This window comes from Pseudomonas mediterranea CFBP 5447, from assembly GCF_000774145.1.
Taxonomy (GTDB): domain Bacteria; phylum Pseudomonadota; class Gammaproteobacteria; order Pseudomonadales; family Pseudomonadaceae; genus Aquipseudomonas; species Aquipseudomonas mediterranea.
In genome coordinates, this window is the sequence record NZ_KN322987.1 from 1,065,089 (window position 1) to 1,090,053 (window position 24,965).

General features: G+C 56.1%; 31 protein-coding genes. 26 read left to right on the top strand and 5 right to left on the bottom strand.

Annotated elements, in window-relative coordinates:
* Window positions 1–10: 10 nt before the first annotated feature.
* The 4 genes from N005_RS24525 (at window position 11) to N005_RS24540 (ending at window position 3,920) form a co-directional block, all read left to right on the top strand.
* Entirely contained in the window at window positions 11–766 is a 756-nt protein-coding gene (locus tag N005_RS24525; protein WP_047703554.1) for a PFL_4669 family integrating conjugative element protein, read from the top strand.
* On the top strand, window positions 763–1,281 hold the full coding sequence (locus N005_RS24530) for a DUF3158 family protein (RefSeq protein ID WP_047703555.1): 519 nt from the start codon (window positions 763–765) through the stop codon (window positions 1,279–1,281). Before N005_RS24525 ends, N005_RS24530 begins: the two co-directional genes overlap by 4 nt.
* Window positions 1,278–1,748 carry a single-stranded DNA-binding protein gene (locus N005_RS24535; protein WP_047703556.1) on the top strand — a complete coding sequence of 157 codons (471 nt, stop codon included), beginning with the start codon at window positions 1,278–1,280 and terminating at the stop codon, window positions 1,746–1,748. The genes N005_RS24530 and N005_RS24535 overlap by 4 nt, the downstream gene beginning before the upstream one ends.
* A 204-nt stretch (window positions 1,749–1,952) precedes the next feature.
* Window positions 1,953–3,920 carry a DNA topoisomerase III gene (locus tag N005_RS24540; protein WP_047703557.1) on the top strand — a complete coding sequence of 656 codons (1,968 nt, stop codon included), beginning with the start codon at window positions 1,953–1,955 and terminating at the stop codon, window positions 3,918–3,920.
* 37 nt (window positions 3,921–3,957) lie between these two features.
* Here the strand turns inward: N005_RS24540 and N005_RS24545 are convergent, their stop codons facing one another.
* Window positions 3,958–4,308 (bottom strand): hypothetical protein, encoded by a 351-nt coding sequence (locus tag N005_RS24545; RefSeq protein ID WP_230164612.1) that lies wholly within the window; start codon window positions 4,306–4,308, stop codon window positions 3,958–3,960.
* 95 nt (window positions 4,309–4,403) lie between these two features.
* On the opposite strand from N005_RS24545, the gene N005_RS24550 reads away from it, so the two are divergent.
* The 12 genes from N005_RS24550 to N005_RS24605 all read left to right on the top strand — a co-directional run bounded on the left by N005_RS24550 (window position 4,404) and on the right by N005_RS24605 (window position 13,857).
* Window positions 4,404–4,745 (top strand): helix-turn-helix domain-containing protein, encoded by a 342-nt coding sequence (locus N005_RS24550; RefSeq protein WP_047703558.1) that lies wholly within the window; start codon window positions 4,404–4,406, stop codon window positions 4,743–4,745.
* Between the two features lie 863 nt (window positions 4,746–5,608).
* A complete protein-coding gene (locus tag N005_RS24555) occupies window positions 5,609–6,166 on the top strand; it encodes an STY4534 family ICE replication protein (RefSeq protein ID WP_047703559.1) in 558 nt (185 codons plus the stop codon).
* Between the two features lie 70 nt (window positions 6,167–6,236).
* Window positions 6,237–6,494 carry a hypothetical protein gene (locus N005_RS24560; protein ID WP_047703560.1) on the top strand — a complete coding sequence of 86 codons (258 nt, stop codon included), beginning with the start codon at window positions 6,237–6,239 and terminating at the stop codon, window positions 6,492–6,494.
* An 89-nt stretch (window positions 6,495–6,583) separates the two neighbouring features.
* Window positions 6,584–7,078 (top strand): RadC family protein, encoded by a 495-nt coding sequence (radC, locus tag N005_RS24565; RefSeq protein ID WP_047704147.1) that lies wholly within the window; start codon window positions 6,584–6,586, stop codon window positions 7,076–7,078.
* A gap of 53 nt (window positions 7,079–7,131) precedes the next feature.
* Complete coding sequence (locus N005_RS24570; protein ID WP_047703561.1) at window positions 7,132–7,881, top strand: DUF5983 family protein; 750 nt, start codon at window positions 7,132–7,134, stop codon at window positions 7,879–7,881.
* 100 nt (window positions 7,882–7,981) lie between these two features.
* Window positions 7,982–8,524 carry a PFGI-1 class ICE element type IV pilus protein PilL2 gene (gene pilL2, locus N005_RS24575; protein ID WP_047703562.1) on the top strand — a complete coding sequence of 181 codons (543 nt, stop codon included), beginning with the start codon at window positions 7,982–7,984 and terminating at the stop codon, window positions 8,522–8,524.
* A complete protein-coding gene (locus N005_RS24580) occupies window positions 8,521–9,192 on the top strand; it encodes a chemotaxis protein (RefSeq protein WP_047703563.1) in 672 nt (223 codons plus the stop codon). Before pilL2 ends, N005_RS24580 begins: the two co-directional genes overlap by 4 nt.
* A gap of 9 nt (window positions 9,193–9,201) precedes the next feature.
* Entirely contained in the window at window positions 9,202–9,921 is a 720-nt protein-coding gene (locus tag N005_RS24585; RefSeq protein ID WP_047703564.1) for a TIGR03759 family integrating conjugative element protein, read from the top strand.
* Window positions 9,903–10,451, top strand: coding sequence for a lysozyme family protein (locus N005_RS24590; RefSeq protein ID WP_047703565.1), 549 nt, complete (start codon window positions 9,903–9,905; stop codon window positions 10,449–10,451). The genes N005_RS24585 and N005_RS24590 overlap by 19 nt, the downstream gene beginning before the upstream one ends.
* Window positions 10,448–10,924 carry an integrating conjugative element protein gene (locus N005_RS24595; protein ID WP_047703566.1) on the top strand — a complete coding sequence of 159 codons (477 nt, stop codon included), beginning with the start codon at window positions 10,448–10,450 and terminating at the stop codon, window positions 10,922–10,924. Before N005_RS24590 ends, N005_RS24595 begins: the two co-directional genes overlap by 4 nt.
* 9 nt (window positions 10,925–10,933) lie before the next feature.
* Window positions 10,934–13,039: a type IV conjugative transfer system coupling protein TraD gene (traD, locus tag N005_RS24600; RefSeq protein WP_047703567.1), complete on the top strand. Its 2,106-nt coding sequence runs from the start codon at window positions 10,934–10,936 to the stop codon at window positions 13,037–13,039.
* Between the two features lie 86 nt (window positions 13,040–13,125).
* A complete protein-coding gene (locus N005_RS24605) occupies window positions 13,126–13,857 on the top strand; it encodes a TIGR03747 family integrating conjugative element membrane protein (protein ID WP_047703568.1) in 732 nt (243 codons plus the stop codon).
* Between the two features lie 146 nt (window positions 13,858–14,003).
* On the opposite strand, the gene N005_RS24610 is transcribed toward N005_RS24605, so the two are convergent.
* Window positions 14,004–15,209, bottom strand: a complete 1,206-nt coding sequence (locus N005_RS24610) for a hypothetical protein (protein ID WP_047703569.1) — start codon at window positions 15,207–15,209, stop codon at window positions 14,004–14,006.
* 362 nt (window positions 15,210–15,571) lie between these two features.
* On the opposite strand from N005_RS24610, the gene N005_RS28480 reads away from it, so the two are divergent.
* Genes N005_RS28480 through N005_RS24650 form a run of 9 tightly spaced genes read left to right on the top strand, consistent with a single transcriptional unit; the run spans window position 15,572 to window position 23,024 of the window.
* Window positions 15,572–15,907: an integrative conjugative element protein, RAQPRD family gene (locus N005_RS28480; RefSeq protein WP_081993345.1), complete on the top strand. Its 336-nt coding sequence runs from the start codon at window positions 15,572–15,574 to the stop codon at window positions 15,905–15,907.
* Window positions 15,904–16,143 carry a TIGR03758 family integrating conjugative element protein gene (locus N005_RS24615; RefSeq protein ID WP_047703570.1) on the top strand — a complete coding sequence of 80 codons (240 nt, stop codon included), beginning with the start codon at window positions 15,904–15,906 and terminating at the stop codon, window positions 16,141–16,143. Before N005_RS28480 ends, N005_RS24615 begins: the two co-directional genes overlap by 4 nt.
* 17 nt (window positions 16,144–16,160) lie before the next feature.
* On the top strand, window positions 16,161–16,532 hold the full coding sequence (locus N005_RS24620; RefSeq protein ID WP_047703571.1) for a TIGR03745 family integrating conjugative element membrane protein: 372 nt from the start codon (window positions 16,161–16,163) through the stop codon (window positions 16,530–16,532).
* Between the two features lie 7 nt (window positions 16,533–16,539).
* A complete protein-coding gene (locus N005_RS24625; protein WP_047703572.1) occupies window positions 16,540–16,953 on the top strand; it encodes a TIGR03750 family conjugal transfer protein in 414 nt (137 codons plus the stop codon).
* Window positions 16,950–17,591, top strand: a complete 642-nt coding sequence (locus tag N005_RS24630) for a PFL_4703 family integrating conjugative element protein (RefSeq protein ID WP_047703573.1) — start codon at window positions 16,950–16,952, stop codon at window positions 17,589–17,591. Before N005_RS24625 ends, N005_RS24630 begins: the two co-directional genes overlap by 4 nt.
* The gene (locus tag N005_RS24635; protein WP_047703574.1) at window positions 17,588–18,400 is read left to right on the top strand and encodes a TIGR03749 family integrating conjugative element protein; all 813 of its coding nucleotides are present in this window, start codon (window positions 17,588–17,590) and stop codon (window positions 18,398–18,400) included. Before N005_RS24630 ends, N005_RS24635 begins: the two co-directional genes overlap by 4 nt.
* The gene (locus N005_RS24640) at window positions 18,390–19,907 is read left to right on the top strand and encodes a TIGR03752 family integrating conjugative element protein (protein WP_047704148.1); all 1,518 of its coding nucleotides are present in this window, start codon (window positions 18,390–18,392) and stop codon (window positions 19,905–19,907) included. The genes N005_RS24635 and N005_RS24640 overlap by 11 nt, the downstream gene beginning before the upstream one ends.
* Entirely contained in the window at window positions 19,870–20,277 is a 408-nt protein-coding gene (locus N005_RS24645) for a TIGR03751 family conjugal transfer lipoprotein (protein ID WP_047703575.1), read from the top strand. The genes N005_RS24640 and N005_RS24645 overlap by 38 nt, the downstream gene beginning before the upstream one ends.
* Entirely contained in the window at window positions 20,277–23,024 is a 2,748-nt protein-coding gene (locus N005_RS24650) for a conjugative transfer ATPase (protein WP_047703576.1), read from the top strand. The genes N005_RS24645 and N005_RS24650 overlap by 1 nt, the downstream gene beginning before the upstream one ends.
* A 24-nt stretch (window positions 23,025–23,048) precedes the next feature.
* Here the strand turns inward: N005_RS24650 and N005_RS24655 are convergent, their stop codons facing one another.
* The 3 genes from N005_RS24655 to N005_RS29500 all read right to left on the bottom strand — a co-directional run bounded on the left by N005_RS24655 (window position 23,049) and on the right by N005_RS29500 (window position 24,483).
* The gene (locus tag N005_RS24655; protein WP_047703577.1) at window positions 23,049–23,795 is read right to left on the bottom strand and encodes an ATPase; all 747 of its coding nucleotides are present in this window, start codon (window positions 23,793–23,795) and stop codon (window positions 23,049–23,051) included.
* Window positions 23,792–24,040 (bottom strand): hypothetical protein, encoded by a 249-nt coding sequence (locus N005_RS24660; protein WP_047703578.1) that lies wholly within the window; start codon window positions 24,038–24,040, stop codon window positions 23,792–23,794. The genes N005_RS24655 and N005_RS24660 overlap by 4 nt, the downstream gene beginning before the upstream one ends.
* A 185-nt stretch (window positions 24,041–24,225) precedes the next feature.
* Complete coding sequence (locus tag N005_RS29500) at window positions 24,226–24,483, bottom strand: LasR-specific antiactivator QslA (protein WP_081993346.1); 258 nt, start codon at window positions 24,481–24,483, stop codon at window positions 24,226–24,228.
* 158 nt (window positions 24,484–24,641) lie between these two features.
* On the opposite strand from N005_RS29500, the gene N005_RS24665 reads away from it, so the two are divergent.
* Window positions 24,642–24,896 (top strand): helix-turn-helix domain-containing protein, encoded by a 255-nt coding sequence (locus N005_RS24665; RefSeq protein WP_047703579.1) that lies wholly within the window; start codon window positions 24,642–24,644, stop codon window positions 24,894–24,896.
* Window positions 24,897–24,965 lie beyond the last annotated feature (69 nt).

Consider the following 24,965-nt stretch of genomic DNA (forward strand, 5'->3'; position numbering starts at 1 on the left):
GGACTCCATCGTGGCCGATCACTACCAGCTCAACCTGGGCTCATTGCGCAGCAGCATCACGTTAACGCTGCATACCCATCACGCCGCTCGCATCTGGCAAGGCCGGACTGCACGCGAAGGTGTTCACTCGATCATGGGTATGGCCGGCTATATCAGCGTCACCAACCTGATCAAGCAAACCGCGGCACAGGACGACCCGTATGCCGACTGGGCCATGGTGCAACTCGAAGAAAAACTGTTGCAGGCCAAGGCTGGGATGCTGGAACTGACCCAACAGCTTGATCGGATCAGACAAGACCTGCCGACCCAAATCGACATGAGCGACAACCTCAACATCCACCCCGTCACCTTGCCGTTATACATCGGCAGCCAATTGGGCTTTCTGGCGGTGTACCTGTTGACCGATTACGACACACTGGTACGCCATACCCTATTGGCCCATCACACCGCTCTGATCGGCCGCATGGACATGGAAACCTGGATCGATGACGGCGCCCATCTACTGCGCAGCCTATTCGGCCTGGCGCAGCGTTACCGGCATGCCGGTGTTACGCGCGATGACATGGCAGCGAACAACGCTCGCGCCCTAGCGGCCATCGACAAACTGGGATTGCCCCCCATGGACATCCTCGAGGGTCATCGCCGCTCCCAGTTTGCGCCACCGATCATTCGCCGAGGGGCTGTGCCTATGGATGACGCTGAGACTCTGGCTGAGGAGCCCAGTGGACCATCAACGACCGTGGATGAGCCTGAGGGCGACGCATGACTCTCAAGCACCCTGCTCAACCGATAGCCTTCGAAGGGCTGACTTCAGATGCCTATCGACAGCTCGAACACGCCGCCTCCCTAAAAGGCCTTTTAAAACCATTTAAGGGTAAGGGGGAGTTGGAGTACCTGGCGCAAGTTGCGAGGGAAATCGAGGCGCAACTATGTCGTTTGATGGAAACCCTGGTGCAGCAGGCAGAACGCCTTCCTTACTCGCTGCTGGATTTTCGCCTGGTGTTGCAGAACACCAATGCTGGCAGCACCTTCCTACGTTGGCGCACTCGTGATTTCTCCCGTATGGGCGTTGCGGTCTGGGAACTGCAACTCGGCAACAAAGCCTTGCCGCAGCTTGTGCGCGAGGGCTTGCACCGATTCGAATGCGACCGCATTGCGCTGAACCTGCAGATGAGCGTGGTGCATTCGATACTGCGCCAGGCCACCACCTGCGCGATCAAAATGGCCAGTGCCGACGAGCGACTGCGCCAGTTCACTACAGCAGTGGAGGTATCACGATGAGTACTTTTTTTGTCGGCGAAGGCAATATCGGCAGTGCGCCAGAATTCCAGGAGTTTGCCTCAGGCAATGACGAGCCACGGCGTCTGCTGCGACTGAACGTGTACTTCGACAATCCCGTGCCGCGCGACGGTAGCTATGAAGATCGGGGCGGTTACTGGGCACCGGTTGAGCTCTGGCACCGCGAAGCGGAACATTGGAGCATGCTGTACCGGAAAGGCATGCGCGTACTGGTCGAGGGTCGCACGGTCAAAGATGAGTGGGAGGACAGCGAGGACAATGCGCGGGTGACCTTCAAGATCGAGGCCCGTCGGGTCGGTATCCTGCCTCATCGTGTACAAAGTGTGGTCATGCGCGAGCGTTCCAGTGAACAGACAGCGCCAGGAAAACACGGCGGACAAGGTACAGAGCCAGCCAGTCCACCGGCATCTAAGCCCAGGAAGCGTCGAGGGCAGCAACCTACGGATTGATGGGGCTGGCATAAAAAATGCGCCTTTACGCGACTCTGCTGTGCTGCGCTTACGCCCCGCTCGTGAATATGCGCGTCATGCCCAGGCGGCAGAGGGGCAGCAACCTCTCCACTGACTAATATGAGAAGCCTGCAGTTCAGGTTTCTCATACCCCGCATTAGATGATTCAACAACTCTGCTTCGGACCCCATCTGGAGCTGTCCTATGCGCTTATTCCTTTGCGAGAAACCCTCTCAAGGTCGAGACATCGCTAAAGTACTCGGAGCCACCCGTCGCGGCGAAGGTTGCCTGCTCGGTATCGAAACAGCCGTCACCTGGTGCATCGGCCATCTTCTCGAAGCAGCCCCACCTGAAGCCTATGGCGAACAATACAAACGCTGGTCGCTGGAGCATTTGCCGATCATTCCCTTGCAGTGGAAAGTCGAGGTCAAGCCCAAAACTGCTACCCAATTCAAAGTCATCAAGCACCTGCTAAAAGAAGCTTCCACCGTAGTGATCGCGACCGACGCTGATCGCGAAGGCGAGATGATCGCTCGAGAACTGCTGGAGCTCTGCAAGTATCGAGGCCCTATTCAAAGGCTCTGGTTATCCGCTCTCAATGAGACCTCCATCCGCAAGGCATTGTCCTCGCTGAAGCCCGACCACGAGACCTTTCCCCTCTATCATTCAGCCCTTGCCCGCAGCCGCGCCGACTGGTTGATCGGCATGAACCTCAGTCGGTTGTTTACCCTCCTCGGCCGGCAAGCGGGCTACGACGGTGTGCTGTCGGTTGGACGGGTCCAGACACCGACATTACGCCTGGTGGTTGACCGGGATCGCGCGATTGCCAGCTTCATCCCTGTGCCCTATTGGCAGGTGGAGGTGCAGCTATCGTCGAGAGGACAGCCGTTCCTTGCGTCGTGGTTACCGCCAAGCATGGATCGGGATGAGGCAGGTCGCTGCCTACAACAGGCGCTTGCCGCTCAGGCAGTCCAGGCGATCACTGCCGGCAAAGTTGCTACGGTACTCTCGCTGCAGACCGAGCAGCTTCGCGAAGCGCCGCCCCTACCCTTTGACTTGAGCACGCTGCAAGAAGTCTGCTCACGCAAGCTGGGGCTCGGCGTCCAGGAGGTGCTGAATATCGCCCAAGCCTTGTACGAAACACACAAGGCCACCACGTATCCGCGCAGTGATTGCCGCTATCTGCCAGAGAGTATGTTCAACGAGGTGCCCGCGGTGCTCGATGCTCTGCTCAAAACAGATCCCGCACTGCTATCCGCCGTCGAAAAACTCAATCGATCATTGCGTTCACGGGTGTGGGCCGATGCCAAGGTCACTGCGCATCACGGCATCATCCCCACCACCGCTCCCACGAATCTTGCGCGGATGTCCGAACCAGAGCGCAACGTCTACGAATTGATTCGCAGCCATTACCTCGCGCAATTTCTTCCCCACCATGAGTTTGATCGCACCGAGGTCGAATTGGCGTGCGGCGGACAGCGATTGACCGCCGTGGGTAAGCAGATCCTGGTACAGGGTTGGAAGGGCCTGCTATACGATACCGCAGAGGACGAAGAGCTCTCTCAAAAGTCCCAAATCCTACCGGTTCTGCAACAGGGCACACAGTGCCCCGTGAACGACGTGGAACTCAAAACTATGCGTACCACGGCACCCAAACCACTCACCGAGGGCAGTCTGATCAAGGCCATGAAAAACGTGGCCAAACTGGTCCGCGATCCACGGCTGAAACAGAAACTTCGAGACACCACCGGTATCGGTACCGAAGCCACGCGGGCCAGCATCATCAAGGGATTGATCGACCGTGGTTATTTGCTGAAGAAGAAACGCGCCTTGATGGCTTCGGCCGCGGCTCATACGCTGATCGAGGCGGTGCCTCCAGCGGTCGCAGATCCAGGGATGACGGCGATTTGGGAGCAGGCCCTGGACGAAATCGAAGCCGGACGCCTGCCTCTTGAGGCGTTCGTCGCCAAGCAAGCGAACTGGATTGCGCAGTTGGTCGAGCACTGTGGAACGCTTAGATTGTCAGTGCCTGCGGAAACCGGGCCTGCCTGTCCTGTGTGCAACGACACGATGCGCAAGCGTAAGGGGAAGTCCGGCCCGTTCTGGTCATGCGCCCGATACCCTGACTGCAAGGGCACCTTGCCCATCAAACACAAGGCTCAGCGCACCTGATAGTGATCCGTCGTACGACTCTGAGATCGATGCCTAGTCAGTGCATCAGCAACGGCCGCTGGTCCTGCTCTAACTCGCTCAAGGGCTGTCCGATTTCACGGGCCAAGGCAATACCTGCGGAGATCCATATCTGCCCCAGCTCGTTGAACGCTTTAAGGTGAACAGGGCTCTCATTGAGCCAATGAACCAGACTGTCGAAATGTTCGGGGTTGCCCGGGGAATCATGAATTTCGATGACCAGTTCCACTGCTCGATCCCAAATGGAGTCCATGACGTCCTCGCTCTCATCTTCCATGCTCAACCAGTCCTCGTCTTTCAAACTGACCACTACGCCTCTGGAGCCCAAAGAACCAGAAACTACGTCGCGGTAAATGTAGATTTCAGTCAAAATAACAACCTATGTAGTCGATATTCAACTTTTAAGGATGTTCATGTCAACGAGTCTTTGCTCAACCATTCGGGTTGAACTGGAGAACTCATCACTTGGCACATAAGCATCCAACCCAAACCCAAATCGGGCGCATGATCGCGAAACACCGGACCGAGCGTCATCTGACCCAGGAAGAGGTCGCTGAACGCTTGGGGATTGGCAGCGAGGCGATATCGCGCCTGGAGCGCGGGGTGGTGGAGCTGTCCGTCGCCAAGCTGATGCAATTGGCGGATATCTTCGACTGCCGAGTAGATGAATTGCTGACGGAGTCCAGCAGTCGCCCCAACGACCAGAGTCAGATGATCATGGGGCTGCTGAGCGGGCTGAAAGAACGTGACCGTGCCTTTATCCTGGCCACCGTCGAACAGTTGGCCGCTCATCTCGGAAGTAAATGAGCACTGGCCTCTGGCTTGACGCTGTGACGCGCCTTCTGCTGTAGTCATTCGGGTTCATCGCCGTTGGCGACCCAAGACCGATTAGCTCCGGGCAGCTCGGTCGGACTCAATGAGTTCGGAGCCTTATTCTCAGTGGATCATTTTCCGCCCTCATGCGTTGCTGATCGTGGCAGCGGATGACCACTGCTGCCACACAGCGACAGCAGTGGTCATCCGCTTCGGCGGTCGTATTCAATTCCGGAGCCCGCCGGCGAAACACTGGGCACCCTTTGTACGCGGATGCGTGCCAGTACGTTCCGATCCAGGCCACGACAAGGGTCGGTTGGCGAATCGTTACGCAGTGAAGCAAGCTTTGCGAGGAGCTTTTTGACTGCATAAGATCGTCAAAGGTGGCTTTTCTCTTCCTCGCCTGGCGCTCGCGTCAGGCCCACTCTTCACTTTTTTCATTCCAGTGATTGCCACTGTATTCCAGGCGTAAAAAATCGGGTTGTAGCGTCTTGACGCTCCCCTTTGACAGGCTTATAGAAAGGGTGTGGTCCGCTGTCGTTGACAGCCCAGCCCAGATAGCCAGAACCTTCAAGGCTACGCCACGTTTGTGGTGGTTTACCCAAGTGCGATCAGCGTTCGGAAGCTCGCACGGTCACTGCTTCGGCGGTGATGAATGCCCACTACCTCCGCCTGCGGACCTCGCCGCAGACATCCTTCTGCTGTATCGCTATTCACCCAGATGCACCGCGCTGCTCATCATCGGTTTACCGATGACAGCCGTTCATCGCTGCACTCACCTTACCCACCCTGACGGGGGCTCACTTTTCCGTCAGGGATCGTGCGTCTTCGTTCTTCCTTGAAACAGGAGAACCACCATGGCCCACGCCAACCAACCTCAAGAAGTGACCAATTACTTCAACCTGCACACCGCCGGTATTGGCTATCTCAACCGTGTGCGTGAAGTACAAGTTCGCCGCGGCCAGCCGTTCATGGCCTGCGATATTGCAGCCCTGCACGGTGCTAGCGATGCAGTGGAATACACCCGCTTCGATTGCAAGGTCGCTGGAGGCGAAGCTGAACGTTTGATTCGCCTCTACATGGATGCCGTCAATGCCGAGAAAAAGGTGTTGCTGTCGTTTCGCATCGGCGACCTGTGGATTGATCCCTTCCTCTATGAGAAAGGCGCCAAACAAGGCCAACCAGGCGCCAGTCTGAAAGGCCGGTTGTTGTTCATCGACTGGATCAAGGTCAACGGCATGCTGGAGTACAAAGCGCCCGCCAGGCAGGAAGTCACAGCACCTGCTGAGCAAGCGCCTACCAATGAGTCCGCTCCAACATCGGATGATGCCGAAGCTGAAGAGAACGAAGCCGAAGTTAAACCTTCGTCACGCACGGCTCGCCGTGGCTCTACTCAAACCGCTCAGCCCGCCTGAATGGTTCGTAACGCCCTCACCAAGGCGCTCCTTTGAGCGCCTTTTTCTTAACCGACATGGGAGCACTCTCATGGAGTCCTTCTGGCTTTGCGACGAATGCTTGTTCGCTGTCGCTTATGAGGACTACAGCGCGCTTTCGCTCTACTACACGGCGGATCAAATCGCTCAACGTATCGCCGTTCTCCAAGCTGGATTGGCTCGACTAATGCCCATCAGCTCCGACTACGATCCCGAAACCGGCTGGGGAATCAAAAACTTTTCCTCGCTGCCCTGCGATGGCTGCGGCTCTCCTCTACGCGGTCAACGTCATCAGTTCACCAGGTTGTAAACAGCCTACAACCGCAACTTCACACCCATTGAGGGGATATCACTCCTCTTGGGTGTGTGCCCCTGATGATCCAATTCGGAGGCACTATCATGAACAATCAACTCATCTTGACTGAAACCACTGAGCTTGAGACTGATCGGTTCGCGCATGAAAACCGCGTGATCGATGAAGCACTGCATATTCTGGATCGTCGGTTGTTCTCCCGCGGACCCAATTTGACCTCTCCCGACGTCGTGGCTTCGTTCCTGAAGCTGCAACTGGTTCAACAGGAGCACGAAGTCTTCGGCGTGATTTTTCTTGATGCCAAGCACCGGGTGCTGGCGTTCGAAGTTCTCTTTCACGGCAGCATTGATGGGGCCAGCGTATACCCTCGCCAGGTCGTTAAGCGCTCCATGGTCCATAACGCCGCAGGCGCCATTTTTGTTCACAACCACCCTTCTGGTTGCACCGAACCCAGCCAAGCAGATCGCATTCTGACCGTTCGGTTGAAGGAGGCATTGGCGCTGATCGAAGTGCGTGTATTGGACCACTTCATCGTGGGCGAAGGTCGTCCGCTGTCCTTTGCCGAATACGGTTGGCTTTAACCCTTACAGGCACCCTCGGGTGCCTTGTTCATTGTGAGCCTGGAGACCCTCTTATGAACCCTATCCATCAAGTCTCAGCCCTGCGGGTAGATTCAAATCCTTTTATGCGTGGTTACCACAGCCTGGCTATCGAGCGGCTGCTGCAAATCACCTATGACAATGACTGCCCGCCCTGCTTTCGCCCCTTGCATCACTCACAAGTCCACCTGTCCGACGATGAACTGCAACTGCTCCCCTGCATATTCAATGACGATTTCGCCTTGATCAGCGAAGGCCAATCCATTCCAGATGAACTGGATGAGCGTTGCCAGTCCATGGGGCTGGTCCGCCAAGTCATCTACGCGGTAATTGGTGAAAGGCTCAACCAGAGCCACCATGTCGGTGACCTGTATTCTCTGGAAGAAGCTCAAGCCGTGATTCAAAACTTGAGCTTCGAAACGGGACACTACAGTCGAGCCTGGGAGATCAGTACTGCCCATCTTCCCGCGGAGGCGATGTCTTATCTGCAGGTACGGGTGTCCCGCGAACCCAGGCTTACGGGTCTGCTTTTCGAGCTGTTCAAGTTGCCAGCCTGCGACGCCATCGGATGCAAGCTGATCGGCACACCCTGGACCGATGAGCACCTGTTAAAAATCGACGGTGGTTCCTACTTGTCCCTCAGACAAGAACAAGTCGATGCCGGCACGCCAGAAGCCTTGGTCAAGGTGCTGTACCTGGCGGCGTTGGCGGATGTGCGAATGTTGATCTTCGATCCCTGGGCATCCGTCTTACCCGGACTCGAGGTTTTCAACGAACAACCATGAACGTGCCGAATAATACGTTGCTCCCGAAATCGCCTTTCTCACTGAGTCATCCTTTCCCTCATGTCAGGTTCTGCACTGAATCTGACATGAGGATCTTTCCATGGCCCGCTTCTTCACGCCGATCTGTCTGCTGGGAGCACTGAGCGCGTGTACAGCGCAAGTCCCCAGTACATCGCCATTCAAACCATCGACCGAGAGTGAGATGAGTCGGGACCCATCCACAATGGGTACGGGTGATGACAGTCATCAGGCAGAACTTCGCTATGGCCGCTATACGCTGGTGAGCACCGCACCAACCACGGAGCAACGGGACCTTCTCGCCCAGATCATCGACGTAAACATTCCGTCGAACCTGAGTCCATCGGTGCAGGATGCGCTGCACTATGTGTTGCTGCGCTCGGGTTATTCGCTCTGTCCTGATGCCGCGCCAATGACGGTGCTCTTTAGTCGTCCATTGCCGGCGGCTCACTACCGACTTGGTCCGATCCCTTTGCGCGGCGCACTTCAAGTGCTGGCCGGTCCGGCCTGGCAACTCACGGTCGACGACATCAACCGCTCAGTCTGCTTCGAACCGCAAAAAGCCGACACCCGCGCCACGCCAGTCGCCTCTACTTCGTTCCGCCAGCCGGAGGCGCGCCCATGAAAGCCTCAACGTTTCAAACCCTGATCGTTGGAGGGTTGTGCCTGGCGATCGCCGGCCTGAGTGGCGGTTTATATAACCAGACTCAGCGCATGGCGCAATTGCAGAACAGCAGCATCCAACACCAACAGGCTCTAGATACCCTGCAGCATGACTCGAACGCTCTCAAGGACGCGCAGGAAAAACTGCATTACACCGTGAAAGACCTGAGACAGATGGTCGATACCGGCGAGCAACAAGCCAGTGTGCTCGATCCGATGCTGGATCAGTGGGCACAAGAAATTCAGGAACTGCGCGACAGTCTGGCCGCCCGTGCCACCGAGGCTGACGTAACTGCATTGCGGGCACGTCTGGAGCAGGTCGAGCAGCAGCTTCTGGATCTCAACTCCAAGCCGTCACCACCACCACCACCACCCTCCGCTGCTAAGCCGAGAAAGACCGCTCTCCCCAAGCCAATTCCACTCTCGCCCCCATTTTCGGTGTTGGGCGTTGAGTCTCGCGGTGGAGAACGTTTCCTCGCGATTACCCCGCATGACAGTCGCACTCTCGCGGATGTTCGACTGCTGCATAGCGGCGAGCAGACCAGCGCCTGGCGCTTGAAAACACTGGAACCCACCTCAGCCATTTTTGCGGTGACCGAGCATCCAGACCAAACCGTGCAGTTACCTTGAGCAATCAGCATGAACAGAGCGCTGCTGACGACCTGCTTCTACCTCGCGTCAATGATTGCCATTGGCTCTACGCAGGCAGAAACCACTGCGATCCACTCACAGGGCAGTGATACCCAGTCAATTCCATTAGAACGCTCCCGATCGGCACAAGCTACGACTTGGGGATTGTCAGATCAGGAGTGGTCACGCTTCGAGCAGATCCAAGCGGGGCCGCGCGGCTTCTGGAGCCCCAATCTCGATCCATTGACGGCACTCGGGGTGGAAGCCGAGTCCGACCAGGAACGCCAACGTTATGCCAAATTGCAGGTCACGCTGGAGGCCAAACGCGCCGAACGCGAACTGGCCTACCAGAACGCTTATACCGAGGCCTGGGCCAAGCTGTTTCCCGGGTTGTTGCCGGTCCAGGGCATGGCGTCCGCCTCTCCTGCCAGCTCTCCGGTAGCACCCCGTCCATCCTTGTTCGTGGAGGAAAACTGCCAGCCCTGTATCGTCGAAGCACAGCGTTTGCAAAACCGCGACGCCGCGTTCGATATCTACCTGGTGGGCAGCCAAGGCGAGGATGAACGCATTCGCATCTGGGCGCGGCAAGCAGGCATTGACCCATCTCGAGTACAACGCCGACAGATCACTCTGAATCATGACCGTGGCCACTGGTTCAGTTTGGGTGCGTCAGGTCCATTACCTGCCACGTTCCAACAGGTCAATGGACAATGGCAGCGTCTCAATTGAACAGTCTTGTACTCATGCTCATGGCGCTGACAGTTCAGGCTAACGAGCTGCCACCACCGGCCTACCAACTGGCGGCGCAAGGTGCCGACATTCCTTCCATTGTGCTGTTCGCCATCACCTTGCAGGAGAGTGGTATCCGCGCTCGAGGCCGTCTGTTGCCCTGGCCCTGGACGCTGAATATAGCCGGAACGCCCTACCGCTTCGCCGCACGCCCTGCGGCATGTCACGCGTTGCTTCAGGCACTCACCCACCATGATGCCAGGCGGGTCGACGTTGGACTCGGACAAACCAACATGGGTTATCACGGGCAGCGTTTTTCCAGCCCCTGCGAAGCCCTCGACCCCTATCGAAATCTCGCTGTTACCGCCGCGCTACTACGTGAGCATCACACCGCCACCGGTGATTGGGTACTGGCTGCCGGTCGCTATCACCGCCCGGCAGGAGGTGCGCCGGCCGCTCGCTATCGCGCTGGCTTTTCCCAGCAACTAGAACGGCTATTGGTTTCCTTCGATCAGGTCATATCTCCATGAAACGAATTACTTTTGCCTGCTATTCGATCTTATTCCTGGCACCTTTCGCCCAAGCAGAACTGGCCGTCGTAGAGGATCTTGCCCAATTGAATAAAGGAGGCTCATCTCATCGGGCCATTCATGCAGACCTGTCCGTACCGTCCGATGAGGCGTGGATACTGCCAGTCAGTAGCTCTCAACTGACCCCAGGCCAGGTGGTGTCTCGACGGCTGGAAATGCCCGGTTTGAAGCCGTTCTTCCTGGTAGGTGGCGACGCTCGGTCGCTGGATTGGCTACGCCAACGTGCTGCTGAGTTACAAGCGATGGGAGCAGCTGGGCTGGCCGTCGAAGTCGCCGATACGGGCGCACTCACTCGAATCCGTGCAGCAGCTCCTGGCATCACCATCCTGCCGGTCAACGGCAACGACATCGCCATTCGCTTGCAGATCGAGCATTACCCCGTCTTGGTCACCGCCACCTCGCTGGAACAGTGAGCCCAAGCCATGGCCGAGCATGTGATGGAATCCAAGCTCCGGCCGGCGGTGGAGCTGTACACCGTAGCGATCTGCATCGCGGCGGCGATGTTGTGCGTGTACTCGCCTTGGGCCGTGGCCCTGTCGCCTGAGATCGGTCGGATCACCGCGCTGGCTTACACGCTGTTCGGGCTCGTACGATTTCGCCAAGCCTGGGACGTGCTGCGCTATCGTCGCAACATCCGTCGGCTGCCTCGCTATGAATTAACCAGTCGACAGATCCCTGTCAGCCGCAAGCGTCTGTTCATGGGCCGCGGTTTTCGCTGGACTCGCCTGCACACACAACGTCTGGTCGAGGCTCAAGATCCGGCCGTCGCCCGTTATATCGATCCACCTACCCGCTACCGCCTGGCACGAGGGCTCGAGCGGCGTTTGGAACATGCGCCATTTCCGCTCTCGGTCCTGGGGCGCGTTACGGCCTGGGACAGTGCTTTCAATCCTGTGCGCCCCTTGCCACCGGTAGGCGGGTCACCGCTGCTGCATGGCGTCGAGCCGGACGAGATGGAGGTCAGCTTGCCCTTGGGTGAACGGGTTGGCCATACCCTGGTACTGGGCACCACCCGTGTCGGCAAAACCCGATTGGCTGAGGTGTACATCACCCAGGATATCCACCGCGTCGAACATGAGGTGGTCATTGTCTTCGACCCCAAAGGCGATGCCGACCTGCTCAAGCGTATGTACGTCGAAGCGCGACGAGCCGGTCGTGAGAAAGAGTTCTATGTCTTCCATCTGGGTTGGCCGGAGATCTCCGCTCGTTACAACGCTGTAGGACGTTTCGGACGCATCTCGGAGGTAGCGTCGCGCATCGCCGGGCAACTTAGCGGCGAGGGCAACTCCGCAGCCTTCCGCGAATTCGCCTGGCGCTTCGTCAACATCATTGCCCGTGCCCTGATCGAGCTGGGCCGGCGACCGGATTACCTGCAGATCCAACGGCATGTGGTCAACATCGACGCGTTGTTCGTTGAATACGCCCAGCAACTCTTCGCTAAGACCGACTCGAAAGCGTGGGAGCTCATTGTTCAAATCGAAGGCAAACTCAACGAGAAGAACACCCCCCGACATATGGTGGGACGCGAGAAACGCGTGGTGGCCATCGAGCAATACCTGGCTGCGAAACGAGTATTCGATCCTGTGCTGGATGGACTGCGCTCTGCCGTGCGTTATGACCGGACCTACTTCGACAAAATCGTCGCTTCGCTGCTGCCGCTGCTGGAGAAACTCACCACCGGCAAGACTGCTCAGTTACTGGCCCCCAACTACATAGACTTGGATGATCCGCGACCGATCTTCGACTGGATGCAGATCATCAGAAAACGCGGCATCGTTTACGTTGGGCTGGACGCGCTGACTGATGCTGAGGTTGCCGCAGCAGTGGGCAATTCCATGTTCGCCGATCTAGTCTCGGTCGCCGGGCATATCTATAAGCACGGCATCGATCAGGGGCTACCCGCAGAGATCAGCAGCCCCGAAAAACTGCCCATCAACCTTCACGCCGATGAGTTCAACGAGTTGATGGGCGATGAGTTCATTCCGCTGATCAACAAGGGTGGCGGTGCCGGCATCCAGGTGACGGCCTACACCCAAACCCTGAGTGATATCGAGGCACGGATTGGCAACCGAGCCAAGGCCGGCCAGGTCATTGGTAATTTCAATACCCTACAGATGCTTCGCGTCCGTGAGACGGCTACCGCTGAGCTGCTCACCCAACAGCTACCCAAAGTCAATGTACTGACCAAAACCCTTGTCTCGGGTGCCACCGACACTTCCGATCCAGAGGCCAATACGGACTTCACTTCGTCCTCGCAAGATCGCGTCAACAGCACCAGCGTGCCATTGATCGAGCCCGCTCACATCGTCAGCCTGCCCAAGGGGCAAATGTTCTCCTTTCAGGCAGGTGGACAGCTGTGGAAGGTGCGTATGCCATTGCCTAAGCCCTCCAACGACGATGCCATGCCCAAGGACCTGCAGGAGCTCACTCAGCGGATGCGGGCGACCTACAGCCAGCAAGCGGGCGAATGGTGGAGCGCGAGCGGCGGTGGCCCAACCGTTGACTTCAATTTAGATCAGGTGGGGTAACGCGCCCCTGGTTCCGGTGCCGACTCTGAGAAACAAACAGACAGCGTCATGACTGCATCGGCGCAATGAGATGCAATGGAGTGAAGATGGCAGCCTCCACACAGAACACGCCGCCACAGCCCATTCAGCGTCCAGGTCTGATCGTATCGGCGATCAGGCTCGTCCTACGTGTTATCGGAGTACTGATCGCTTCACTGTTATTTTCAATTCTGATCGAGCTGGCGGGTCTGCTGCTGTTCTGGGAGGATCAAGGTTGGCGTCACAGCCAAGCCATGCTGACCAGCGAGCTAGGCTGGTTGAGCGAGCATTTTAAATCATCACTCATCATCCAGCAGCCCGGCCAGACGATCGTTCAATGGCTGAACCTTCTCAGTCAATGGCTATTGGTCAAGACTGGCTTTGCAGAGTTTGCTCAGCAGGCGCGCGTATCGAGCCAAGGGAGCGGCTACTGGAGTTGGCTCAATCAGCTCTACATAGGCATTGAAGATTTTGTGTTGGCGGCCGTGTATGTCGCCTTCACCTTCATGGTGCGCCTAACCGTTCTGCTTCTAGCGACACCCTTGTTCCTTCTGGCAGCGCTCACCGGTTTTGTGGATGGATTGATGCGCCGTGACCTGCGCAAGTTTGGCGCTGGGCGAGAAAGCAGTTTTGTTTATCACCGCGCCAAGAGGGCAGTGATACCTCTGCTGATCCTGCCCTGGATCATGTATCTATCGCTGCCCTTTTCGTTCAACCCTATGGTCGTATTTTTGCCTTGTGCTTTAATGCTTGGCATCACGACGGCAATCACAGCGACCACATTTAAAAAATATCTCTGACGGATCTCATTCATGAGATCAAAATCTGCTATCGCACTACTATGTCTAGCCACGCGAAGCCCTTGCTGAAGCAGTTGAATCCAGCTTCATAGGATGTGCGACTCACAAAATCAGCATCAAACAGGTTGACCTACCACGACATCAGCTCAGCGCTCAATACCAGAGCCAATATCTTGCCTTATGCGGTGACATATTTTTGCCGTTACAATATCGAGGCACCGAACAAGAGTGGTTGCTGCCTCCTCATTAAAAGTCTTGCAATTCGGATCCCCCATCAACACCGAATAGATTTCCTTCATATTAAAATCTTGATGAACCACCTCAGAGGAAAACGTATAAACCTCGTCATAAAAGCTTCTACCAAGGGGTGATAGGATCGCTTTACTACTAACATTGCTTAGAAGGTTATAACAGTAGCTTTTCTGCTCTGCGAGAAATTTGTTTTTCTTGGAGTTTTCTTTAGGATGAGCTAGTTCCATCGCCATTTTAAAGCCGACCCTATCGATTCGAGCGTGCACTTGAAGCCAAAATCCAATCTGCTCAGGAGCAAGCCAGTCAACATAAAAATCTAAAGACATCTCATATGTTGATCGGAGCAAGCAAACCGCTTGATAGTAGTAGTTATTAGCAATCAATAACTTGATCGCCTGTAAATTCTCGACGAGCCTGTAGAGGATTGAAAAAAGGGTTTGATGGTAATGAAGACCGGAGATGTAATCACTATGAAACCTCTTCAGCTCTTGCATTACTAGACCAGCGTGCACATGAAGCTTTTCTAATTCTTCTTGGTGCATGCATGAAATCTTTTCGCCTAAAACAGAATACGCTTGACCGGTCTCTTTTTTTGCCACTATTGAATCAATGAATGTTCCGAGATTTTCTTCTTTGAATCTCAAATTTTTGACTTGATACGCACTCTCCTCAAGTTCTATTGAAGTATCTAGAGCCACTACAGGCACGACCTCTATTCTGAGGTTTTCGTATGCCTTGTAGACAGCTGAATCATCGGGTGCAACGTACAACTCTGAACTACTTTTATTTATATTTTTGTATATGTATATTTGAGGGCGATGCCCTGAACGAATTAGATTTGCAACATAAAAAATGTGATCTTCAGGAGGTGAATCGGCGACGCTAACAAAGCCAGAACCAGAATTCTTATAGAAGCCATTCTTTATGTAACTTAATGGCATCCTTGTAAGTAGCGCCTGCTTCTCCCCGCGTTGAAAACGAATATATTTTTTCAAAAAAATATCGTCTTGAACGACCTCCCTACTTGAGTAGATTTTGTCTAGTGGAATTGTTGTTGTCACCGGGAGACGATTCAGCTTAGGTTTAATAATTTCCATCATGTTTACATCCTTGGGTTAGGTGCTTTTGGCTGCGGTGTTTGGGATCATCTATGAGTAGGCGAGTGGTCACTCAACATTGCATCGATTTTCGCCCGCATAGCAGAATCTTCCGATCAAAAATAACTTCAACCTGTCTCGTGCCGCAAACTGTGATAACGTACTTTGCTGGAACTTGGCTCGCGAAATACTATCACTGCTCGAAGTAATGTCCTATGACCACTCCTGAATTGCATCTCAAATAGGTAGCTGCGTACGGCAAATTTTTTTGCGCAAAAAAAATCGATACATCCCATTTCGGATTTACTGCTGAACAAAACAACTGTCCAATTGAAACTGGCTCTACATCCAATTGGGCCAATATTATGTCTAATCCCGCCCTTCGCTATTTTTTTATTTTTTCACTATCCATCATTCATGACGCCTGTTATGCCGCATCGGATAATGAACGGCAACAGCTCAGCTTGATCCAGCAGCAACTCGACGTAATCGAACACCTTGCGACACGAGCTGAAACGGCCATTACAGCAGAATCGGGTGAACGCTATCACTTTGATTATTCAAGGTTAATTCGAGACATTCGACGCATTCGCCAAGGTGTGAGGGGCTATCTTTTACCCTCCCGCGCACAACCCCGCGATCTCACTGAAGTGATGGGTGTCTACCGGCTCGACACTCCACCCACGGAGCCGTCGCCATGAGCATGACAGACGCTCAGGCCGCAGCCTTCCAAAACGCCTCCGGCTTTTCTGCCAAGAGCAGTTCAACTCTGTGGATCTCCATGGTTCTAGTCCTGGCATTGCTCTGGTGTGCCTGGGTGATATGGACCGCTTACCGAGGATGGGCGGCAGGAAGTGTTCGCTTTGGCGCGCTCGGAGGCAGCGCTGCACGCGTGTTGCTCGCCTTGTTGATTTTGATGTTTTTCACCCTTTCCTAAACCAGGAGATCACCATCATGCTCAAGTGCCTTGTTCCGCTGAAAAACAACCTACGTGATCGTGCGAGCCAGCGATTGATCGGCTTGCTGCTGGTACTGGGTCCGAGCCTGGCTTGTGCCGAGCTTCCCACCATGGAAGCCCCTTCGCGTGGCGAAGGCTCCGGCTTGATCGATACGATCAAAAACTACGCCTACGACGGCGGCATTCTGCTCGGTCTGCTGATCGCTCTGCTGGCCTTTCTCGGCGTAGCTTGGCACTCCCTCACTGTCTATGCCGACGTGCAGAATCAGCGCAAGACCTGGAAGGACCTCGGCGCTGTAGTGGGTATCGGCGCCCTGCTGGTGGTGATCATTATCTGGTTCCTGACCAAGGCCGCAGCGATTCTGTGAGGTCGAGATGAACGACACTATCGAGCGCCTTACCGACGGTACGCTGGTCTTTCTACCCGAGCGACTCAATCGTGATCCTGCTGTACTGCGTGGTTTGACCAACGATGAAATGTGGGTAGCGCTCGGCACAGGTGCGTTTATTGGCCTTCTGTTGGGCGTGCCTCTGGCGATTGCCACCGCCTCCATTGCCGTGGCACCGACCAGCATGATCGCCTGTATGGCGGTGGTGCTATTTGCCGGAGGCTCGCTACTACGTCGGGCCAAGCGAGCCCGTCCCGAAACCTGGTTGTACCGCAAACTCGAATGGATTCTCGCCAGCCGTTGGCGCCTGGGTCGCGGAAGTTTGATCCTCCACACCGGAGTCTGGACGGTTCGCCGCTCCCGTCGACTGCGCCCGGCCTTGTCCCGGTGGCAATCATGAGCCGATTTCGGAACAAGGTAGATGCCCAGCAGGCGCATATCTTCAGTCTGCGATTGGCGGTCATGGTCCTTGCCCTGCTCTCTGCCGGTCTCTGGTACGGCTGGCGCTCGGCACCGACCGATCTGACCGTGCATGTCCCCCCGGATCTGCGCTCGGGCAGCACTCGCAAGTGGTGGGATATTCCCTCAGAGAATGTGTATGCCTTTGCCCTGTACATCTTTGGCCAACTTAACCGCTGGCCTTCGGATGGCGAGCAGGATTATCGCCGCGCCATCTATGGCTTGCAGTCCTACCTGACTCCCGCCTGCAAGGCCTTCCTCGACGGCGACTACGAATACCGAAAAGCCGCTGGCGAGTTGCGTCAGCGGGTGCGTGGCGTCTACGAAATTCTGGGCCGTGGCTACAGCGAAGATCCAGAACTCAGGGTCAAGCAACTCGACCGCGACAGCTGGCTGGTCAAGCTCGACCTCAACGCCGATGAGTATTACGCCGCTGAGCCAGTGAAACGGGTGGTGGTGCGATATCCATTACGCGTGGTGCGTTTTGACCAGGATCCCGAGCGCAACAAGTGGGGGCTGGCGCTGGATTGTTATCAGGGTACGCCGCAAAAGATCTTTCTACCTGGAGGTGAGCAATGAAGCGTAGGTCTATCCTGGGGCTAGCCGTTGCGCTGATGCTATGGGGAGCGACAGCGCAGGCCATTGAGCTGATGCGCTGGGAGCGCCTTCCTCTCGCGGTCCCACTAGCGATCAATCAGGAACGGGTGATCTTCGTTGATGAGGATGTTCGGGTTGGTGTTCCCTCAACCCTGACGGGGAAGCTGCGCGTGCAATCCACCGGCGGCACGCTGTACCTGCGCGCATCGGAAGCCATTGCACCGACCCGACTGCAGCTGCAATCGGTCACAACGGGCGAGATCATCCTTCTGGATATCGCGGCCACGCCTGGTGATCAATCGCTGGAGCCGGTGCGTATCCTCAAGAATGCTCAGGCGCAGCCTGCCGAGGCTGAGGTCAACACCGTCCCGGTTCCAGAGCGTACACCGATCCCGGTTGCTTTGACGCGCTACGCCGCCCAAAGCCTGTACGCGCCGCTGCGCACCGTAGAGTCACTCCCCGGCATACGCCGCGTACCGCTCAAGGTGCGCACCGAGTTATCGACGCTGCTACCAACCGAAAACATGTCCAGCACCCCCATCGCCACCTGGCGACTTGGCGACTACTGGGTGACCGCCGTGAAGTTGCGTAATCGTGGATCAGAGACAGTGCAACTCGATCCGCGTCGGCTTCAAGCCAAGCTGTTCGCTGCCTCTTTCCAGCACGCATTCCTCGGCCCAGTTGGCAGTGCGGAAGACACCACGGTTGCCTACCTCGTCACCCGCGGAGCCGGCCTGGAACAGGCCACGCTGATTCTGCCTGTAGCACGGGGTGTTGGCGATGAAGGCTAATGCGTTGCTCAAATGGCTGGTACCGGCAGCGCTGTTAGCCGTGGCGTTAATCATCCTGAAAACCTGGGTGGCGAATGACGACAGTTCCTCTCCAGAGAAACCGCTCGATGAGCGTGATATTCAGTTATCCGCCGAACAAGCTAAGTCGCTTGGCATTGCCGGCGATACGCCGCGCGACACGGTCGCCACGCTGGTAGGTCAGGTGAAGGCCATGCGCAGCGACATGCTCGGGCTGAAGAAACACAACGATTCGCTGCAAACGGAGAACAGCCACCTGCGTGAGCGGGAAAACAGTGTCGACTCACGTATCCAAACCGCCCTTGGTAGCGTGACCCAACAGGTCGACGAAGGCCGCCGGCAAGCCAACGAAGCCCGACTCAAAGCGGAACAAGACAGTCGCCAGGCCCGTGGACTGCTGACGCAATTGCAGGAGCAGTTGTCGGGGCTGAGCGGTAAAGACAAGGGTATGCCCATCGGATTGGGGCTTGAGCCAGGCGACGGTGCTCAGCTCGAAGGGCCGCACACTGCCAATGATGCTCTGCAATGGATTGAGCCCTCGGATGCTCCAACCACCGACGCCCGAGGTAAAACCAAAAGCGTCTCTCCACTGAGTTTGCCAAGCACTTTCAACTCACTGGAAGGCTTGAAAGACAATGCTATTGATCGCAGCCAGAAACAGTTACGTGCCGCCACCAAGGGTGAGCGTGATCTGAAGCGGTCAGTTGATCGTACCGAAGACGCGAAGCCGGTCTACACCATCCCAGAAAACGCCACGCTGATGGGCTCGGTCGCCATGACAGCGCTAATCGGCCGCGTCCCGGTGGACGGCACCGTGAATGATCCTTATCCCTTCAAGGTACTGGTCGGTCCAGAGAATCTGACTGCGAACGGCATCGACCTGCCGGACATCGCAGGAGCTGTGATGAGCGGCACGGCGTCCGGTGACTGGACCCTGGCCTGTGTCCGTGGCCAGGTTGAATCGATCACCTTTGTATTCACCGATGGCACCATCCGCACGGTACCTCAGCCGCAAGCCATCATCAATCGCAATGCCTCCACTCCCCAGAGTTCAAGCACCGAGAAGGTCCGTGGCGGGCTCGGTTACCTGTCCGACCCGTATGGCATTCCTTGCATCGCCGGCGAACGACGGTCGAACGCCCAGCAGTACCTCGGTAGCCAAAGTCTGATCACCGCCGCCGGTGCGGGTGTCGCAGCCTTGCTCGGGGATGAGCGGAACAACAGCAGCGTAATCAGCTCGGGAGGAAGCACGCTCGGAGTCACGAACAGCGCGGGCAACAGCGCACTGAGCTCAATTCTCGGTGGTGGTGTCAGTGACATCCGCGAATGGGTCAACAAGCTGTATGGCGAGGCCTTTGCCGCTGTGTACGTGTCACCGGCCGCGCAAGTCGCATTGCACCTCGATCATGAGATCACCATCGACTACGAGCCCAAAGGCCGGAGCGTTCGCCATGAAAAAGACTCTGCTTCTCTGCCTGACCTTGATTAGCTGGATCTTGACGGGCTGCTCCACCGATAAGGAAACGATTCTGCCGCATGGTGCACAAACCATGCTGGACATCTGGAACGGCACCGGCGTCCAAGGTACTGAGCAGCAACTGCTGGATGCTCGACAGCAGTTGCGCCGTCCTCTGGCTCAGGCAGACCTCTCCGCCTCTCTCCAGGAGCCATACACTCGCACAGCGGCGAATGAGATCCATAACCTGTTCCCCCGCCTGCCCAATCCTGATCTGGTGCTGTACGTTTACCCCCACTTGAGTGGTACCGAGCAAGCGCCGGTTCCGGGTTATTCGACAGTCTTTCCGTTCTACCAACGTGTGCAGTACGCGTTACCTGGTGAACGTCAGGAAGACTTGTAGTGAGTACCGGCGGCTCGGGCAAAAGCACTCCTACATGGACAGGCTGGCGCAACTCGTTGCGCCCGCACGCCACCTTGGCCGATGAAGCCGCTCTGTATGCGCACAACCCCAGCTTCACTGATCACTTACCTTGGGTCGAGTACCTCGACACCGAGCAGTGTTTTCTGCTCGATGACAATCGCTCGGTCGGTGTGGTGTTCGAGTTGCTGCCCATTGGCACCGAAGGACGTGAACCCGATTGGCTGATGGCGGCCCGCGATGCGCTTGAGGATGCCCTTCAGGACAGTTTTGACGAGTTGGATCAAGCGCCTTGGGTGGCGCAGTTTTTCTGCCAGGACGACAATGACTTCGCCCCCTATCTGTTCCAGCTCACCGACTACATTGAGGACCGCGCACGAGGCACGGTCTTCACTGAGACCTATCTGGAGCTCATTCGCCGTCATCTAAAGGCCATCGCCAAACCCGGTGGTCTGTTTGAGGATAAAGTAGTGACGCATCTGCCCTGGCGTGGCAATAACCGCCGGGTGCGCCTGGTGGTCTATCGCTGGCTTGAATCTGAAGCTGAGGAGACAGGACTCACCCCGATGCAATCCCTGCAGCAAGCATGCGAACGAATCGGTGCCTCGCTACAAGCATGCGGAGTGCAATCAACACGTGTCGATGGTCGAGGTTTTTATGCCTGGTTATTGCCCTGGTTCAATCCGGCACCCACGCTCACCAATGAGGCACCCGAAGACTTCTACCAACGCGTGGCTTATCCGGAGGCGGGCGACGGTGAATCGTTAGATCTGCCCTTCGATCACGACTTTTCTGAACGACTGTTCTTCAACGAACCGCGCTCGGATGTGCAACACGGACTTTGGTTTTTCGACGGTCAGCCCCACCGCGTGATGGTGGTGGACAAGCTGCGGCGGGCACCATCAATCGGTCAGCTCACCGGCGAGACCCGCAAGGGCGACGCTGTGAATGCCCTGTTCGACCAGCTACCCGAAGATACGGTCATGAGCCTGACCTTGGTGATCAAACCGCAGGATGTGCTTGAGGATCAACTGAATCACCTGGCGCGCAAGGCTATCGGCGAAAACCTGGCGTCGACCCAGACCCGCCAAGACGTTGAAGAGGCTCGCGCAATCATCGGCCGCCAGCACAAGCTGTATCGTGGCACGCTGGCATTCTATGTGCGCGGCCACGATGGACATCAGTTGCATCAGCGCTCCGTCAGACTTGCCAACGCGCTGTTGGGGGCGGGACTGCAACCGGTACGTGAAGGCGATGAAGTCGCCGCCTGCAACAGCTACCTACGCTGGTTGCCAATGTCCTATAACCCATCCCGAGATACGCGCAATTGGTACACCCGCCTGATGTTTGCCCAGCATCTCGCGAACCTGATGCCCGTCTGGGGCCGCAGCACAGGCACAGGCCATCCGGGCATCACCCTGTTCAATCGCGGCGGCTCGCCGTTGAGCTTCGACCCGTTGTCACGCCTGGATCGGGCCATGAACGGTCACTTGCTACTGTTCGGCCCAACTGGCGCTGGTAAGTCTGCCACGCTGGTCACTCTACTGATGCAAGTTATGGCCGTGTACCGCCCTCGCCTATTTATCGTCGAAGCCGGTAACTCATTCGGCTTGCAGGGCGACTACTTCGCGACACAGGACCTCTCGGTCAATAAGGTCCAGCTAAAACCCGGCGCTTCGGTCAGCCTAGCGCCCTTCACTGATGCCTGGCGCCTGGTCGAGCAACCGGATCAGGTGGCCAATCTATCGATCGATGAGTGGGATGATGACGCCGTAGCAAGTCTCGAAGACCAACGCGATATTCTTGGTGAATTGGAAATTACTGCGCGCTTGATGATCACAGGTGGCGAAGCCAAGGAAGAGGCCCGCCTGAGTCGAGCTGATCGCAGTTTGATTCGCGAATGCATCATCGATGCAGCGCAAACGTGTGTCGGAGCGAATCACCAGGTGCTGACCCACGACGTTCGCGACGCCTTGCTGCGGGTCGCTGCCGATCCGCACTTGCCGGATAAACGGCGCGAGCGCGCCCAAGAAATGGGCCAGTCCATTGATCTATTCTGCCAGGGCTTCGAGGGTGAACTGTTCGATCGCGAGGGCACGCCCTGGCCAGAAAGCGATGTGACCATCGTCGACCTGGCCACTTACGCCCGCGAAGGCTACGAGGCACAGATGTCCATCAGCTACATCAGCCTGATGAACACCGTGAACAACCTCGCCGAACGTGACCAGTATCTGGGCAGGCCAATCATCATGGTCACCGACGAAGGCCATATTGTTACCAAGAATCCATTGCTGGCGCCGTTCGTGGTCAAAGGGACGAAGATGTGGCGCAAGCTCGGTGCCTGGTTCTGGCTCGCCACACAGAACCTCGCCGACTTCCCCGCCGCCGCACAGACCATGCTCAACATGATTGAATGGTGGATTTGTTTGAACATGCCACCGGCGGAAATTGAAGAAATTGCACGATTCAAGAAGCTCACGCCGGCGCAGAAGGCCTTGTTGCTCTCAGCCAATAAGGAGTCGGGAAAATACACTGAGGGTGTTGTGCTATCGAAGAAGCTTGAGACCCTGTTTCGTGCCGTTCCGCCCAGTCTCTATCTCGCCCTGGCCATGACGGAGCCCGAGGAAAAAGCCGAACGCTGGACACTGATGCAGAGCACCGGCTGCTCGGAATTGGAGGCGGCTTACCGGGTAGCTGAACGGGTCGATAGGATGCGAGGAATTAAGTGAAACGGAGCTGATCCTAGGTTTCGATCAACCTGGCAGCAAATCCTTGAACACCTTCTCCACGTAGGCTTGCATGAACCAGTCAGGGATCTCATCAGCCCTGAATTCAAGGTCAGTCCCGTCCGTTACTTCAGCGAGCAACACCAGATCAGCGCCGGAGTTATCAAAGATATAAGCCCGGTTCGAGGCTGCGATGGCTGCTGGCAATAGGTTCAGGCAACGACCGTAGCGCTGCACAATTTTTTCCGTTGGGACTGGGTGCCCACCTGCCGCGACACGGTTCTTGACCCTGTTGATATTAATGTCAGGATCTTCAGTGGCGACAAAGTAGAGGTAGGTTCGATATCCCGACGCTTTTGCCTTAAGCATAAAAGCGACTTTGTCCTCGCTAGACATCACCGTTTCGAAGGTGAAAGACAACTGGGCTTCAAGGAGCTTGTGCCGCATGAAATCAGAGAGCACGGAAGCAAAATAGGAGTTCATCGCAACGGATTGGAAATTCAGGCCGTTATTGCTGAAGCCTATTTTGGATGCCTCTTCAACGAGCTGGGTCGACCGAATCAGTCGGTGCGCCTTGATAAAGCCGAGGACCTCGTCACCTTCGACTTCCAGTTGAAAATCGCTGAACTCCAGGCGTCCACCCTCTTTGGCAGCCTTTTCGATTTCATCCGGGTTGATGTAGATCCCGATCAGATGGGAAGGGACGGCACTTTTCATTGTGCTTTTACCGGAACCATTAGGGCCGGCAAACACCCTCAGCCGAGGGACAGTCATAAGCAGCGGTGCACCTTGATAATCCCGCCCAAGGTCACTTTATGCTTGGGCTTGGCCACTCGAATAACCTTGTGCTTACCGTCGGCAGTCGTCTCAACGAGCTTGCCGTCCATGACTTCCATCACGCTGCGTCCGGCCGCCAGCGCGTTGATATAGGCCGTATTGATCGCACCTTCAGCCATGGCTGGGATTTTACCCTCCAGTCGGCTCACCAGATCGTCACTCAACACTTGGTCGGCTTTCATATCGCGCTCCACGTTCTCAGAGCGTGCAGAATCTGCACTTATCAGAATCCTAGCTACGTAAATCTGTTTATCACAGACCAACGCCACTTCTGTCAGATCTCCATTCTAGAGGAATGGGGCCTGGAACCATACCTTCCAGTAAATTTTCCCGTGTAGGCCATATCGTCAGGGTTGGAGCCGCACGGCTACGGTGAAACGCCTTGAAGCCGTTGCTGAACTCTCAATAAAAATCCTGCTTCGAAAGCATCCTGAGATTCTCCTGTCGGACAAGTCTTCCGTGCCTGCGCCAGTTCCCACCACAGCGGTACGTCACCGGGTGAATTAAGCCAGGCCTGAGCGCATTGCACGCCACGTTCGATCATAGGCGCAAATTCGCTGCCCCACGGTGTCAAAAGGCTCGGGCAGCCGTCCGCCGCCGGAATTGAAACGTAATTTTCGTCCATAGACACCCTAGCTTTCGATTATTTATTAATGCTCGGTCTGTTCTAAGCAGCATAGAAACAAAATTGATACTCGGCTTAAGCATCAAAAAAGCCCGAATCAGAGCCAATGTAGACTATATCCCGTGGATTGAGAGTCCCTCAAGGCGCAGTTTGCGCGCATGACTCAAGACTACGAACAGCTTCGTCTGCAACTGGCGGAAAACATCCGCTCGATGCGGCGTGTGAAGAACCTTACCCAGGAGCAATTGGCGCTCATGGCCGAGGTGGATCGTACCTATGTGAGTCAAATCGAACGGGGGGTAGGCAATCCGTCGTTATTGGTTCTCTGCAAACTCGCCAACATTTTCGAGATCAAAACGGATCAGCTGCTCATTGAGTCTGACGTGCTTGCTCGTACACTGAGCGCTGAATGACCATCTGCTGATCTAGAAGACCGCTATAAACCGACAATCCTGCGTTCGGCTTTCTCACTGACGCCCCTC